Genomic DNA, 15,816 nt, shown 5'->3' on the forward strand with positions numbered 1-15,816 from the left:
AAAATGTCTTTAAACAACTGTTAAAAAAATGACGATGAGTACTGAAAAATCAAGAAAAAGAATAGCGGTAATAGGTTCAGGGTTCTCCGGGCTCTCTGCGGCTGCTTATGCGGCAAAGGCCGGAAATGAAGTGCATGTTTTTGAAAAACATAATCAGCCGGGAGGACGTGCAAGGCAATTTAAAACGGAAGAAGGCTATGTGTTTGATATGGGGCCGAGCTGGTATTGGATGCCTGATATTATCGAAGGTTTTTTCAGTGATTTCAACTGTAAAGCAGCTGATTATTTTAAACTGGTATCCTTAGATCCTCAGTTTGAAATGGTTTTTTCAGAAGAAAAGATTTCAGTTCCTGAAAAAAATGAAGACATCCGTGAGTTATTTGAAAATACAGAGGCCGGATCGGGTAAAAAGTATGATCAATTTATGCAGTCTGCCCGATTTAAATACGAGGTCGGCATGAAAGACTTTGTGACAAAGCCCTGTTACAGCTGGCTGGAATTTGCTTCTTTAAAAATAGCGGGCAGTGCATTGAAGCTTGATCTTTTAAGTAATTTCAGGAAATACGTTTCAGGATATTTTTCTGACCCGAAACTCAGATCTCTGATGGAATTTCCGGTGATATTTCTGGGTGCTTCGCCCCGTGATATTCCGGCACTTTACAGCCTTATGAATTATGGAGGATATGTGTTGGGAACAAAATACCCTATGGGAGGTTTTTATCAGCTTGTTATGGCGATGAAGGACGTAGCGGAAAAACAGGGAGTGACTTTTCATTTTAATCATGATGTTCAGAAGCTGAACACAGAAAACGGGAAAGTAGTGTCATTAACGGCAGGGGATAAAGACTACGAATTTGATGCAGTTATTGCCTCATCAGATTACCATCATACGGAAACACTAATTCCTAAATCTCTGAGGAACTATAATGATGCCTACTGGAAGACCAAAACCTTTGCTCCTTCATGCCTGATCTATTACCTCGGAATCAAAGGGAAAATCTCTGATTTAAAACACCATACCTTGTTCTTTGAAAATGAGCTTGATAATCATATAGACTGTATTTATGTCAATAAAAAATGGCCTTCGAAACCCCTTTTTTATGCGTGCTGTCCTTCAAAAACAGATCCCGGTGTAGCTCCGGAAGGCTGTGAAAATCTCTTTTTACTATTGCCTCTGTCGCCAGGAATACACGATGAGGAAGCTGTAAGAGAAAAATACCTCAAGGAAATGCTTGAAAGAATCGAAAAGCATACAGGAGAAAATGATCTTATTTCCAGAATTGAATACAAAAGAAGCTACTGTGTGAGTGACTTTATTTCGGATTATAATGCTTATGAGGGGAATGCTTACGGACTGTCCAATACTTTATCGCAGACTGCTGTCCTGAAACCTAAAATAAGAAACAAAAAGATCAGTAATCTTTTTTATACCGGGCAGTTAACGGTTCCCGGGCCCGGAGTTCCTCCATCCGTTATCTCCGGGAAGATTGTTGCGCAAGAGGTTAATAAACTAAAATAAAATAATATGAAAAAGTTGTTTGATGAATTGTCTTACGAGGTCAGTAAGTGCACCACTCAAAAATACAGTACCAGTTTTTCATTAGGAATATTGGCTCTGAAGCCTTCTATCAGACCTGCCATTTATGCTGTTTATGGGTATGTACGCCTTGCGGATGAAATTGTTGATAGCTTTCATGGATATGATAAAGAAAAGCTGTTGAAAAGATTAAAAGCAGAAACGTACGATGCATTACAGCAGGGAATATCACTCAATCCTATCTTGCATTCGTTTCAGGAAACCGTGCGTCAGTATGATATCAATATTCAATTGATCGATCAGTTCCTGCACAGCATGGAGATGGATCTGCAAAAAATAGATTATAATTCAGATCTCTATAATGAATATATCTACGGCTCTGCTGAAGTAGTGGGACTTATGTGTCTGCAGATATTTACAGGAGGTGATAAGCAGCAATTTGAAAAACTTAAACCATTTGCTATGAAACTGGGTTCCGCTTTTCAAAAGGTTAATTTTTTACGTGATCTGAAAGATGATTACCAGATTTTGGGCAGGACTTATTTTCCATCATTGAATATGTCTGTCTTTGATAATACTGTTAAAGCTCAGATCGAAAAAGAAATTGAAGAAGAATTTAAAGAAGCATTGCAGGGTATCAGGAAACTTCCGGGTTCTTCTAAGTTTGGAGTGTATCTCGCATACAGGTACTATCTGTCATTATTTGAAAAAATAAAGAAAACAAGTTCCCAGCATATTTTGCAGCAAAGAATCAGGATTGCCAATTCGCAGAAATTATTGGTTGCATTTAAAAGTTATATAAGATACAAATCTGCTTATTTCTGATCACTCATTTGTTTGGAAGATGGTTTAGAATTTAATTCAATAAAAAAATAACGATGTACAGATTATATAGAGAACAACATTTGAATTGTGATATCGAGACCGCATGGAAATTCTTTTCCTCTCCTCATAATTTATCTGAAATAACACCTAAAAGTATGAATTTTGTGGTGCTTTCAGATATACAGGACGAACCTATTTTTGAGGGTATGGAAATAGATTATACCGTCTCTCCGGTATTGGGAATCCCGATGAAATGGAAAACGATTATCAGCCAGGTAAAAGAAGGCAGAAGTTTTACAGATTATCAGAAAGAAGGACCTTATAAGCATTGGAACCATTTTCATGAGTTCATTCCTGATCAGAACGGGGTATTAATGAAAGATACTGTATTTTATGAACTTCCTTTGGGAATTCTTGGAAGGGCTGCTCATGGTTTATTTGTTAAAGAAAAGCTCAAAAACATTTTCGATTTCAGATACAGCGTTCTGAATGATCTTTTTAACCGCAAACATCATTAACATGAATTTTCTGATCGTTTTACTTGTTTTTATTTCCATGGAAGGAGCCACATGGCTTATTCACAGGTATATTATGCACGGTTTTCTATGGAATCTGCATAAGGATCATCATGATCATAGCAACGATGGAAAACTTGAAAGAAATGATCTGTTCTTTTTCATTTTTGCCAGCCCTGCTATTGCTTTGTTATATGCAGGAGTAAGGCAGGAATTCAGTTATCTGTTTTTTGTCGGTTTGGGCATAAGCCTTTACGGGATGGCCTATTTCTTTGTTCATGATATTTTTATTCATCAGAGAGCAAAAGTTTTTACCAAAACAAAGAATCCGTATTTCCTTGCTATCAGGCGTGCCCATAAACAGCACCACAAACATTTGGGGAAAGAAAAAGGAGAGTGCTTCGGCTTTTTGTGGGTTCCTATGATTTATTTTAAAATGTATTTCAATAAAAAATGATGCAATACACTTACATACTGATCAATTTTTTCACCGTCATCATCTGCTTTTTGGCTTCTTTTGACCGTAGGATACAGTTTAATCAACTTTTCCTGAAGTTTTTCATGTCGTCCACTATTGTAGCAGTTCCTTTTATACTATGGGATATATGGTTCACCGCAAAAGGAGTGTGGTGGTTTGATTACCGTTACACATTAGGATTTAAAATAGCAGGGCTTCCTCTGGAAGAATGGCTGTTCTTTTACTGTATTCCTTTTGCTTGTGTTTTTACATACTACTGCCTGGAAAAATTTTTTACATTCAATCGGGCAGACCTCTTTAATAATCTGATTGTTTTTACCTCAGTTATTGTTCTCAGTGTTGTGGGACTTCTTTACTACGACAGGATCTATACTTTGCTGACCATCATTGTAACAGTGCTTACGCTTTCTTATCTGCATTTTATTGCCAAAAAAGAATGGATCGGTAAAGCAAGTTTTGTATATCTGGTTTTGATGCCCGGATTTTTTGCAGTGAATGGAATCCTGACGGGATCTTTTATTCCGTCACCTGTTGTGAACTACAATCCTGGTGACTTTTTAGGCGTCAGAATGGGAACTATTCCTGTTGAAGATGCTGTCTATGGTTACAGTCAGTTTTTACTCAATATTTACTTCTTTAAAAAAATAACTAAAAATGAAAAATAGAATCATTCTTACATTATTACTAAGCTTCGGGCTGTTAAACAGTTTGACTTCCTGTTCTTCCATGCCCGAAAAAGCGCAGCCTGTTGACCAGTTTGATGTGAACCGGTATTTGGGGACATGGTACGAGATTGCCAGATTTGATTATCGCTTTGAAAAAGACCTTGACAATGCAATCGCCCAGTATAGCCTTACTGAAGACGGAAATGTAAACGTAGTCAACAGCGGATATAATTTTAAAAAGGATAAATGGGTTTCTGCCAATGGTACTGCTAAATTCAGAGGAGAAAAAAATGTGGCAGCTCTGAAAGTGAGTTTTTTCGGGCCTTTTTATGCCGGATATAATGTAGTTGCCCTGGAAGAGTACAAATATGCACTGATTGCAGGAAAAAATCTGGACTATCTCTGGATTCTTTCCCGTGAAAAAACTATTCCTGAAAACATAAAGCAGAAATTTATCAGCAAGGCGCAGGAAATAGGGTATGATACCTCTAAACTTATCTGGGTGAAGCAGGATAAGAAAAGTCCTTTTGATAAATAAATTCTCAAATTTAATAAAATCGAAACGTATGCTTAGAATACAGGCTCAATCAAAAATACCCACAGATTACGGACTATTCACTATATATGCATTCTCGGAAAATGAAAAAGACTGGAGTCCGCATTTGGTTCTGGTAGCAGAAAATACAGATTATGATAAGACTGTTAATGTCCGCTTTCATTCTGAATGTATTACAGGAGAAGTTTTTCATTCTAAAAAATGTGAATGCGGTCAGCAGCTTGATGCAGCAATGAAATATATGTCTGAAAAAGGAGGAATGATTGTTTATCTCCGTCAGGAGGGAAGAAATATTGGGATCATCAATAAGCTGAAAGCATATGCACTTCAGGAACAAGGATTAGATACTGTTGAAGCTAATCTCAGACTTGGCTTGCCTGCTGACGGAAGAAATTTTGATGTTGCCGTGGAAATGCTGAATCTGCTGGATGTTAAGGAAATCAATCTGTTAACCAATAATCCTGACAAGATTAAATCTGTTGAGAACAGCAGAATCATTCTCAAAAGCAGGATTCCTTTGGAAATTGATTCCAATGAGATCAATGCAGGCTATCTTGTTAAAAAGAAAGACTATTTTGGTCATTTTTTAGAAAGAATATAATGGACTCGGACAGGCGGAATATTTATTGATCTGTTTAATGCAATAATTATGGAAAAAATACTGCTTACAGGAGCAACCGGCTATATCGGTAAAAGAATGATCAGTGTGATTGCCGCGCAGGGATATAAAGTCGTTTGCTGCTGCAGGGATATCGGTCGTTTTACAAGAGATATGGATATCGACGAACAGTTCATTGAAGTTATTGAAGTTGATTTTCTGAAGCCGGAAACACTTAAAAATATTCCTGAAGATATTGCAGGTGCTTACTATCTGATGCATTCCATGAGCAATACTGCTGATTATGAAGACTCGGAAAAAAAATGTGCCGCCAACTTTTCCGGTTATATTGAGAAGACGCAATGTAAACATATTGTCTATCTTTCGGGGCTGGTAAATGAAAAAGAACTGTCAAAGCATTTGAATTCAAGGTACGAAGTTGAAAAAATTCTGATGGAATGCAGGGTTCCCGCGACAGTTCTTCGCGCAGGAATTATCATTGGGTCAGGAAGTGCATCATTTGAAATTATAAGGGATCTCGTTGAAAAACTGCCCGTCATGGTAGCTCCCAAATGGCTGTATACCCAATGTCAGCCAATAGGAATTGCCAACGTGCTCGATTTCCTGATTTTTGTTTTGTTTAAAGAAGCTGCTTATCAGAAAAATTTTGACATTGGATGTGATGATGTATTGACTTACAAAGATATGCTGTTGCAGTTTGCACAAGTAAGAGGTCTCAAAAGAACGATTTTTACACTGCCTGTAATGACGCCCAGACTGTCTTCGTACTGGCTCTATTTTATTACTTCAACCTCTTATAACCTGGCCAAAGCATTGGTTGGAAGCATGAAGGTAGAGGTGGTCTGCCGTCCCGAAAGTCTTGCTGAGATCAAATTAATTACCGGTGTGCAGCCGTTTTCATATGATACAGCCCTGAAGAGAACCCTTGCAAAAATTCAGGCCAATGAAATCATTTCCAGCTGGAAAGACAGTTTCATCAGCAGCCGTCATGATTCAACCTTGAAAGAATACCGGGATGTACCGAAATACGGTTGTTTTACGGATCTCCGGAGTGAAGAGTATGATGACAGGGAAGCCTGTATGAGCCGGGTTTTTCAGTTAGGAGGAGATTATGGCTGGTATGGGCAGGATCTTTGGAGAATAAGAGGATTTCTGGATAAGCTTGTTGGCGGCCCCGGACTGAGAAGGGGACGCAGGCATCCTTCAGACCTTAAAGATGGAGATGCATTAGACTTCTGGCGGGTTTTATATGCTGACCGTAAAGAAGGCAAGCTTATATTGTTGGCTGAGATGAAGCTGCCCGGAGAAGCCTGGCTGATGTTTAAAATTTACAGAAATAAGATCTGGCAAAAAGCTGTATTTCGTCCAAAAGGCCTTTGGGGAAGATTATATTGGCTCATGGTGCTGCCATTTCATGGCTTTATCTTCAAAGGAATGATAAGAAGCCTAAGCGGGAAGAAAAAATCTTAATTTTAAGAATATTTTAACATAATGTCTGTTTTTTAGGCATGAACATTGTTTATTTATATACCAAATACCTAAATATTATATTATGAATAATTCAGATTACAACAAAGCAGAAAATGCAGTAGACCAAACAGAAAACTCATTAAAAAATGCAGCTGATAATGCAAAATGGAAAATTAGTGAATTAGCGGATAAAGCTAAAGATTATATCAATGAAAAAAGAAATAATGATCAGGAAGCAACTCAGGAAGACTGGTTGGACAGAGTAAAATCAAATGTCGCAGATGCGTGGGAAGATATCAAGGATAAGGCAGATGAAGCATGGGAAAGCATGAAGGATGCCGCTGAAGATGTGAAGGCAGAATGGAGGAAAAAAACAAATTAAGGTTAGTTTAAAACAGATGGCCGGAATTTTTAAATTCCGGCCATCTGTTTTGTTTTATGGTTTATTTATAATCTATATTTAAAGAAATAAGATGAGTTTATGATAATGCAATCAATATACAGTTAGTATAAAATCCTGCGCCCCTCAAGTTTTATTATTTTATTATTCACCATTTTTTTTATCGTTCTGATGACGGTTTCAACCCTCAGCCCTGTAAGATCAGCAATTTGCTGACGGGTAAGTTCTATAGGAAAACAGTGCTGGCAGTCTCCGTCATGGTAGCTTTTCAGATAATCCATTACACCTTTCAGCCGTTGAATGGGATCTGCTAATGCCAGATTGCGGACCATTAAATTATTATAATACAGTCTTTGTGATAAACACATGTTCATATCCAGGGAAATATCCGGATTACTTTTAAGCATTTGCATAAAATTATCTTTAGGCATTCTTATAATTTCTGTGATCTGTAAGCTGATGGCATTGGTAGGATATACTTTTTCAATAAAAAGAAGCGGATCTCCAAAACTTTGATTTTTACCTAATATATTATGAATAAATTCTTTTCCATTTTCAGTAAAGGTGTTCAGCTTTACTTTTCCACTGATAATCTGAAAATAATATTGTGAATAATCACCTTCTTTGAAAATAAACTCTTTAGCCTTATAGATGACTTTTTCACCCCCGAACGAGTAAAGGATCTCCTGATCGATATTCATACAGCTTATTGTTTTTTTCATAATTATGGTTTTTCTGAAAATTAGAGAGAATCTTTAAAAATATTGTAATAATTTCAATCATTATGCCATTGCTGTTTTTCTTAAAAAATGTGGTACGAAATCCTTATGCATAAACCTTTAAAAATTACTGTTTTTTCAAATATTGTGAGTATTTTTGAAGCTAAAGTATCCGTAACTAATTATTGATTTTAACTTCTATGATTTTAATTGTTGATGACAACCAAAGTAATCTTTATTCGCTTCAAAAATTACTTGAATCTAAAGATTTCCAGGTTGAAACGGCCAGCTCCGGTGAAGAGGCTCTCGGCAAAGCATTGAAAAATGACTATGCCTTAATTATTTTAGATGTTCAGATGCCTGATATGGATGGCTTTGAAGTTGCAGAAACTCTTGCAGACTACAGTAAAACCAAAGATGTTCCTATTATATTTTTATCCGCTGTTAATACCGATAAAAAATTCATTACCCAAGGTTACGCTTCTGGTGGTAAAGATTACGTAACCAAGCCCGTGGATCCTGAAATTCTTCTGCTTAAAGTGAAAACTTTTTATAATCTCCAGGAGCAGAATATTGCTATGAAAAAAACACAGCAGAATCTGGAACTGGAAGTAAAAGGAAGACGGGAATCTCAGGTGACCATGAAATCCCAGATAGACCATTTTCATCTTATGCTGGAGTCTCTTCCACAGATTGCATTTACTCTGAATGAAGAAGGTGCAGTTGATTTTGTTAATGGTAAGTGGTACCAATATTCAGACAATGAACAGGATTTTCCGGAAACACACCCTGATGATCATAAGATCAGCGAAGAACTGGAAAGATGCAGAAAAAAAGGAAAAGCTCTTGAATTGGAGATCAGAATTAAAAATGTTATTTCGGGCCATTACCGTTATCATTTGCTTAGGATAACCCCTGTATATGATGAACACCGTATTAAAAACTGGGTAGGAACATTTACCGATATTGACGATCAGAAAAAAGTGGAAAAAGAAAAAGATGAATTCTTAAGTATTGCAAGCCACGAATTAAAAACCCCTTTAACCAGTATTAAAGCCTATGTTCAGCTATTGGAAAGAAAGCTGAAATTAGATAAAGACAGCTCCGAAGCAGGATTTGTTACAAAAGTCCAGAGCCAGATTGAAAAGCTGAATACACTCATCACGGATCTTCTTGATGTTTCAAAAATTGAAAACGGAAAACTGAAAATCAATAAAAAGCCGGTGAATCTGGAAAATGTGATCAGTAATGCCATTGAAACCATAAAACAAACCCATGAACGGCAGGTGAAAATTGAACGCCATGGGGTAAAACCTGATATTTTAATTCCCCTGGATGAAATCCGTATCGAGCAGGTGCTGATTAATTTCCTGACCAATGCGATCAAATATTCCCCTCATAATAACCAGGTGATTGTAACTACCTTTGTGGATGAAGAAGCTCAGGAGGTGAGAGTGAATGTTACAGATTTTGGAATCGGAATTCCTGACTTTAAACAGGAGGCCGTATTCAAGAAGTTCTATCGTGTGGAAGAATCTTCACTGCAGTTCCAGGGAATGGGAATCGGTCTGTTTATATGCTCTGAAATCATCAAACAGCACCACGGAAGTGTTGGTGTTTCCAGTATCGTAGATGAAGGTTCTACATTTTATTTTACCTTACCATTAAATTAATTTTCATGCCGAAAAAAATTATACGAAATCTCCAGTTTGGAATAGGTCTTTCGCTTTTGATATTGATAGCCAGTTCGATAGCCTCATACTGGAGTATTCAGAATCAAATGAATCACCGTGAGAGTCTTTCCAAAAGCAGACGTTCTGTGACGGCTGTTAAGGATGTCCTGGTAGCTTTGCTGGATGCAGAAACAGGAAACAGGGGCTATCAGCTGACCGGAAGAGAAGATTTTCTCGAACCCTATAAACGCGGATTAAGAGAATACTCCAAAGCGCTGGTGCTTGCAGAATCATTGGGATTGAAGGATAAAAACCAACAGGAAAGACTTGCCGGATTAAAAGTAGCGGTGAGCCAGGTGATGGATAACCTGAAAAATCTTGTGGAAAACAGACGGAAGGGTATTGTGATGACCCAGCAGCAAATCGTTACCGGTAAAGCTTATATGGACGAGTGCCGTAAAATTGTAAAAGATTTTGTGCAGTATGAAGAGAGTCAGGTTGAAATTAAAAACAAAGATTTAACACGCTCATCAGAAACGACCGTTCTTTTTATTGTTTTTTCTGCACTGGCTGCGGTAGTTGTAACCACATTTTTCTATTTTAAAATGAGGGCAGATCTTATCAGGAGAGATGAGCTGGAAAAAATGCTGAGGGATAAAGATCAGGAAATGACACGCCGTGTAAGTGCTATTCAAAAAATTGCGAACAGAGTAGCCAATGGTGATTACAGCGAGAAAGCTGTAGATAACGCAGAGGATGATCTTGGGGATCTTGTAGAATCCCTGAATCACATGACCGAATCTCTTAAAACATCTTTTGAAAAAATTAATAAAAGCGACTGGCGCCAGAAAGGTCTTGCTTTACTGAATGAATCCCTTGTCGGAAATAAATCAGTAAAAGAAGTTGCCGGCAGGGCTTTACATCAGTTGATTGAATACGGAAACTGTATCAACGGTTCATTATATCTTTTTGACGAAGGTGTCCTGAAGCTCAACAAAGCATTTGGTCTGGAAGCCAATATGAAACAGACTTTTGAGCCGGGTGAAGGAATGGTGGGGCAGGCTTTCATGAATGCTAAAACACAGGTATACAATAATCTTCATGAAGATGATTTTGTAGTAACTTTTGCCAGCAGTACCATTAAGATCTATGGCATCATTCTGATACCTGTTTTTGCAGACGGCCATGCCATAGGAGTCCTGGAATTAGGATCTACCTCTAATTTTGAAGAAGACAGAATCAGCTATTTTGAAGAGTGCAGCATCAATATAGGAATAGCCCTGAATGCGGCAAAAGGAAGAGAAAAAGAACAGCAGCTGCTGGAAGAAACCCAGGCACAGTCTGAAGAATTACAGGTACAGCATTCTGAGCTTGAAAACCTCAATACTGAACTGGAAGCACAAACGCAGAAGCTTCAGGCTTCAGAAGAAGAATTGAAGGTACAGCAGGAAGAGCTGATGCAGGCCAATGCCGAATTGGAGGAACGCTCACGATTGCTGGAAGAAAAGAATCATTTGATTGCTGAACGTAATAATGAGATTCAGAAAAAAGTAGAGGAACTGGCACTCAGCACCAAATACAAGTCTGAATTTTTAGCCAATATGTCTCATGAACTTCGTACACCGCTTAATTCAATCCTTCTGTTATCGCGGTTAATGGCAGAAAATCCGGATGAAAACCTTAACGAAGACCAGGTGGAATCTGCTAAAGTTATTCAAAGTTCAGGAACAAGCTTATTAACGTTAATAGATGAAATTCTTGACCTGGCCAAAATAGAATCCGGTAAAATGACCCTGGAATATCAGGAAGTCGTTATTGAAGAAATTGTAAAAGATCTGAAGAGTTTGTTTAATCCTGTATTTCAGGAAAAAGCCCTTCCTTTCAATATAGAAATTGATTCAAACGTACAGCCTGTTATTGAAAGTGACCGTCTCAGAATAGATCAGGTATTAAGAAACCTGTTGTCCAATGCTTTAAAGTTTACAACAAAAGGAAGCATCAGTTTATTGATCAAAAAACATTCTGAAAAACCTGATTTTATTATATTTTCAGTAAAAGATACCGGTGTCGGAATAGCTGAGGATAAGCAGAAAATTATCTTTGAAGCATTCCAGCAGGCTGACGGATCTACAAAAAGAAAATTTGGAGGTACAGGTCTGGGACTTTCAATAAGCCGCGAAATTGCAAGACTTTTAGGAGGTGAGCTTGTTCTGAAAAGTGAACTCAATAAAGGAAGTGAATTCAGCTTCATTATTCCTGTGCATCAGGTCACTGAAGTTGTTTATTCCGAAACGGATCAGGATCTGGTGGAAATTATACGGGAAGATGTTGAAGAAATTCAGAATATCCTTGATGAAGGAGAAACTGTTAAAAAGAATACGTTGGAAATTCCTGAAGATGTGGAGGACGACAGAGAGAATATTCAGGAAGGGGACAAAATCATCCTTATCATTGAAGATGATACCAATTTTGCAAAAGCTCTATTGAAATATGCTCGCTTACAGAACTATAAAGGGGTAGTGGTCGTAAGAGGAGATTATGGTCTTTCAGCGGCTCAGAAATATCATCCGCATGCTATTTTACTGGATATTCAGCTTCCTGTAAAAGATGGCTGGGAAGTCATGGACGAGTTGAAGTCTGATCCTCAGGTAAAACACATTCCGGTACATATGATGTCTGCCCTGCATGTGAAAAAAGAAAGCCTGATGAAAGGAGCGGTAGACTTTATCAATAAGCCTGTGGCTCTGGACAAAATGACGGATGTATTCAGGAAAATTGAAGAGGCATTACAAAAAGGACCTCAGAAAGTTTTAATTGTCGAAGAAAATGCCAAACATGCCAGCGCATTGTCTTATTTCCTGAGCAATTTTAATATTTCCTTATCTGTGGAACATAATGTGGAGGATAGTGTAAAAGCACTTACTTCAGACCTTGTCGACTGTGTAATTCTGGACACCGGAAGTGCAAAAGGAAATGATTATCACGTCATAGAATCAATCAAAAGCTATGAGGGACTGGAAAATCTACCGATCATTATTTTTACGGAACATCATTTGTCTAAAGAAGAAGAACTAAAAATAAAGCAATATGCAGATTCTATTGTTGTAAAAACTGCACATTCCTATCAAAGAGTTTTAGATGAGGTTGGTTTATTCTTACATTTGGTGGAAGAAAAAAACAGTTCGGCCGAAGGTAATACAGGCAGAATGCTGGGTTCTTTAACAGAAGTGCTGAGTGGTAAAAAAGTACTCATTACTGATGACGATGTCCGCAATATTTTTTCTTTAACGAAAGCCCTGGAAAAATATAAAGTTGAGGTCATTGTAGCCATGGATGGAAAACATGCTTTGGAGCAAATCAGCCACAATCCGGATATCGATGTTATTCTGATGGATATGATGATGCCGGAGATGGATGGCTATGAGACAATAAAGGAAATAAGAAAAATGCCGGCATTTAAAAAACTGCCTATTATAGCTATTACTGCTAAGTCAATGATCGGAGAAAGGGAGAAATGTATTACAGCAGGAGCTTCGGACTACATTTCAAAACCAGTCGATATAGATCAGCTATTATCACTCCTTCGTGTTTGGTTGTATGAAAGTTAAACAGATAAAATTCTGATGAATAAGAAAATTTTAATCGTGGATGATGACCCACGCAATATATTTGCTTTAAAACTAACCCTTAAAGCCCGTGGATATACAGTGGAATCATGTACAATGGCACAGGATGCCCTGGAAATGATGAAGTCTGATCCTCAGTTTTCCGTTGTTCTTATGGACATGATGATGCCTGGCATAGACGGATATGAAGCTGTAAGAATGATAAGGGATACTCAGGAAATCAAACATGTTCCGGTGATTGCTGTCACCGCACAGGCAATGCCCGAAGACCGCCAGAAATGTCTGGAAGCCGGAGCTGATGATTACGTAACAAAACCCATTGATGTGGATCTTTTAATAACGGCAATAGAAAAACTTTCATAGATGCTGGAACCAAGTATCATAAAAGATGAAGAAGTAGAATATCTCATCAGAGATGTGTATGACAGGTATGGCTATGACTTTTCGGGTTATAGCAGGGCTTCATTTAAAAGAAGAGTTAACCGTATATGTCTTTTAGACAGGTTTACCAGTTTTGCAGAGCTCAGATACACTGTGATGAATGATACAGAGTACTTAAAACGTTTTGTTGAAGAAGTTACAGTAAATGTTACGGAAATGTTCCGGGATCCTTCTTTTTTTAAAGCACTGCGGGATAATATATTGCCTCAGTTGGGAACCTATCCACTCATCAGGGTCTGGATTGCAGGATGTTCAACAGGTGAAGAAGCATATTCCATAGCCATTCTGCTGAAAGAAGCCGGTCTTTACAGTAAGTCTCTGATTTATGGAACCGATTTGAACCCCGCTGTTCTTGAAACAGCCAGAGCTGGTATTTTCCCTTTGCAGCAGATGAAACTGTATTCGGAAAACTACATGCTTTCAGGCGGATTAAAAGACTTTTCAGATTATTATACTGCCAATTATGATAGTGTACGATTTGATAAAAGCTTACAGGAAAAACTGATTTTATCAACACATAACCTTGTGTCAGACAGCTCTTTCAATAGTTTTCAGCTGATTGTGTGCAGAAATGTACTGATTTATTTCGACAGAGAACTTCAGGAAAGAGTATTCAGACTTTTTGATAACAGCCTGGAAAATTTAGGTTTTCTCGCATTGGGAGCAAAAGAAACCCTTCGGTTTTCTGCTATCGACAAAAATTACCATCAGGTTGAAGATCAGAAAATCTGGAAAAAAATTGATCACCACTAGTAATGAGCGGAATGAAACCACAAACCAATACAGAGTTAATTGTTATCGGCGGATCAGCAGGAAGTTTGCAGGTCATCATAGAAATGATCAAAAACCTGGATCATACCATCCCTGTTCCCATTGTACTGGTGATGCATCGTAAAGCTCAATCGGGAGATATTCTGCGTACTTTACTGCAGCAGTTTACCAAAATACCTGTCATAGAGGTTGAAGATAAAACGGAAGTTCATAATAACACCATATATATTGTTCCCGCAGACTATCATTTGTTGTTTGAGAACACACAATGGATGTCATTGGACAGCTCGGAAAAAATGAATTATTCCCGTCCCTCTATAGATGTTACTTTCAGGTCTGCAGCAGAAATTTATGGGGAAAATCTGATCGGTATCCTTTTATCGGGAGCTAATGCCGATGGAGTAGAAGGCTTAAGTTATATTAAAAAAAATAACGGGCAGGTATGGATTCAGGATCCGGAAACAGCAGAAGTGGAATTTATGCCGAAACATGCCATAGAAGAAATTGAATATGATTTAATTATCACGCCCGCCGGTTTAGCGGATTATATAAAACAATTATAATATTTCAGAATAGAATAATCTACATAATATGAGTAAAAAGAAGATTTTAATTTTTGATGATGAAGCGGCTATCTTAGAAGTGATCACCATCATATTTGAAGAAAACGGGTATGATGTCAAAATCTCAGAGACTTCACACGATATCCTTGAGAAAGTGGCAGACTATCAGCCGGATGTTATTCTGATGGATAACTGGATTCCTAAAATAGGAGGGGTAGAAGCTACAAAACTTCTCAAAAGCACCGAGGAATTTAAACATATTCCGGTCATTTATGTTACAGCCAATAATGATATTGTTGCTTTGGCCTCAGAAGCAAAAGCTGATGATTATGTCTCAAAACCTTTTAATCTTGATGATCTGGAAGCAATGGTTGCGAAACATTTGAAAGAACAGGTATAATATCCGGTTACGTTAAAAAATAAAAGATCTCTCAGGCTTTGAGAGATCTTTATTCTTTTTCCAGTGCTCTGATGATCTGTCCCTTTGTTAAAGAGTGGGTATTCACATCATGGATGAGAGAAGCCAATAAAAGGTACAGTTCAGGATTTCCCATGACAGCATCCGAAAATGTTTTCACCAGAATTAATTTTCGGGAAACAATATTTTGGGCAGTAATATACTCACTGCTGACATTGATTTCTATATTCAATTCCTTTTTTATAGTTAAACTGAAGTATTTATCAATAAAATTTTTATCTCTTACCAAATCTATTGGTTCGGTTTCTATATGATCCATACGCTTATTTTACTCCTGTCTATTTTCCAACAATTATTATACCGTGTTATATCGTAATACCACACAACGATTGATTGGAAAACTTTGATAACCAAAATGATCAGATTATCATTTCTTTTTATTCCTGGTTTGGATAAGATAAAAAACAGAGTATTATGCAGGAAATACCCGTTCACCATTGTTCACAGAATCTATTCTATTTGCTTTAATTTTGTTTATAT

General features: G+C 37.5%; 17 protein-coding genes. 15 read left to right on the top strand and 2 right to left on the bottom strand.

Annotation, left to right across the window (positions count from 1 at the left end; all coding sequences use genetic code 11):
- Window positions 1-34: 34 nt before the first annotated feature.
- The 9 genes from DEU40_RS10085 to DEU40_RS10125 all read left to right on the top strand — a co-directional run bounded on the left by DEU40_RS10085 (window position 35) and on the right by DEU40_RS10125 (window position 7,047).
- Complete coding sequence (locus DEU40_RS10085; RefSeq protein WP_110009705.1) at window positions 35-1,519, top strand: phytoene desaturase family protein; 1,485 nt, start codon at window positions 35-37, stop codon at window positions 1,517-1,519.
- Between the two features lie 6 nt (window positions 1,520-1,525).
- Window positions 1,526-2,362 (top strand): phytoene/squalene synthase family protein, encoded by an 837-nt coding sequence (locus tag DEU40_RS10090; protein WP_110009706.1) that lies wholly within the window; start codon window positions 1,526-1,528, stop codon window positions 2,360-2,362.
- Between the two features lie 53 nt (window positions 2,363-2,415).
- Window positions 2,416-2,880 carry an SRPBCC family protein gene (locus tag DEU40_RS10095; RefSeq protein WP_110009707.1) on the top strand — a complete coding sequence of 155 codons (465 nt, stop codon included), beginning with the start codon at window positions 2,416-2,418 and terminating at the stop codon, window positions 2,878-2,880.
- 1 nt (window position 2,881) lies between these two features.
- Complete coding sequence (locus tag DEU40_RS10100) at window positions 2,882-3,334, top strand: sterol desaturase family protein (protein WP_110009708.1); 453 nt, start codon at window positions 2,882-2,884, stop codon at window positions 3,332-3,334.
- Window positions 3,331-4,020 carry a lycopene cyclase domain-containing protein gene (locus DEU40_RS10105; RefSeq protein ID WP_110009709.1) on the top strand — a complete coding sequence of 230 codons (690 nt, stop codon included), beginning with the start codon at window positions 3,331-3,333 and terminating at the stop codon, window positions 4,018-4,020. The genes DEU40_RS10100 and DEU40_RS10105 overlap by 4 nt, the downstream gene beginning before the upstream one ends.
- Complete coding sequence (locus DEU40_RS10110; protein WP_110009710.1) at window positions 4,010-4,558, top strand: lipocalin family protein; 549 nt, start codon at window positions 4,010-4,012, stop codon at window positions 4,556-4,558. Before DEU40_RS10105 ends, DEU40_RS10110 begins: the two co-directional genes overlap by 11 nt.
- Before the next feature lie 28 nt (window positions 4,559-4,586).
- Window positions 4,587-5,177, top strand: a complete 591-nt coding sequence (gene ribA / locus DEU40_RS10115; protein WP_110009711.1) for a GTP cyclohydrolase II — start codon at window positions 4,587-4,589, stop codon at window positions 5,175-5,177.
- A gap of 48 nt (window positions 5,178-5,225) precedes the next feature.
- Window positions 5,226-6,665 (top strand): SDR family oxidoreductase, encoded by a 1,440-nt coding sequence (locus DEU40_RS10120; protein ID WP_110009712.1) that lies wholly within the window; start codon window positions 5,226-5,228, stop codon window positions 6,663-6,665.
- 82 nt (window positions 6,666-6,747) lie between these two features.
- Window positions 6,748-7,047, top strand: coding sequence for a hypothetical protein (locus DEU40_RS10125; RefSeq protein WP_110009713.1), 300 nt, complete (start codon window positions 6,748-6,750; stop codon window positions 7,045-7,047).
- A gap of 122 nt (window positions 7,048-7,169) precedes the next feature.
- Here the strand turns inward: DEU40_RS10125 and DEU40_RS10130 are convergent, their stop codons facing one another.
- A complete protein-coding gene (locus DEU40_RS10130; protein WP_228406490.1) occupies window positions 7,170-7,787 on the bottom strand; it encodes a Crp/Fnr family transcriptional regulator in 618 nt (205 codons plus the stop codon).
- 197 nt (window positions 7,788-7,984) lie between these two features.
- Here DEU40_RS10130 and DEU40_RS10135 point away from each other — a divergent pair, with 197 nt between their 5' ends.
- Genes DEU40_RS10135 through DEU40_RS10160 form a run of 6 tightly spaced genes read left to right on the top strand, consistent with a single transcriptional unit; the run spans window position 7,985 to window position 15,258 of the window.
- Window positions 7,985-9,457, top strand: coding sequence for a response regulator (locus tag DEU40_RS10135; protein ID WP_110009714.1), 1,473 nt, complete (start codon window positions 7,985-7,987; stop codon window positions 9,455-9,457).
- A gap of 5 nt (window positions 9,458-9,462) precedes the next feature.
- Window positions 9,463-13,065, top strand: coding sequence for a response regulator (locus DEU40_RS10140; RefSeq protein ID WP_110009715.1), 3,603 nt, complete (start codon window positions 9,463-9,465; stop codon window positions 13,063-13,065).
- 15 nt (window positions 13,066-13,080) lie between these two features.
- On the top strand, window positions 13,081-13,446 hold the full coding sequence (locus DEU40_RS10145) for a response regulator (protein WP_171006230.1): 366 nt from the start codon (window positions 13,081-13,083) through the stop codon (window positions 13,444-13,446).
- Window positions 13,447-14,277, top strand: coding sequence for a CheR family methyltransferase (locus DEU40_RS10150; protein WP_110009717.1), 831 nt, complete (start codon window positions 13,447-13,449; stop codon window positions 14,275-14,277).
- Window positions 14,278-14,279: 2 nt separating this feature from the next.
- Window positions 14,280-14,858, top strand: a complete 579-nt coding sequence (locus DEU40_RS10155; protein ID WP_228406491.1) for a chemotaxis protein CheB — start codon at window positions 14,280-14,282, stop codon at window positions 14,856-14,858.
- 28 nt (window positions 14,859-14,886) lie between these two features.
- Entirely contained in the window at window positions 14,887-15,258 is a 372-nt protein-coding gene (locus DEU40_RS10160) for a response regulator (protein ID WP_047422842.1), read from the top strand.
- 49 nt (window positions 15,259-15,307) lie between these two features.
- Here the strand turns inward: DEU40_RS10160 and DEU40_RS10165 are convergent, their stop codons facing one another.
- The gene (locus DEU40_RS10165) at window positions 15,308-15,595 is read right to left on the bottom strand and encodes a hypothetical protein (RefSeq protein WP_110009718.1); all 288 of its coding nucleotides are present in this window, start codon (window positions 15,593-15,595) and stop codon (window positions 15,308-15,310) included.
- Window positions 15,596-15,816: the final 221 nt, after the last annotated feature.

The organism is Chryseobacterium sp. AG844 (assembly GCF_003182335.1).
Lineage (GTDB): Bacteria > Bacteroidota > Bacteroidia > Flavobacteriales > Weeksellaceae > Chryseobacterium > Chryseobacterium cupriresistens.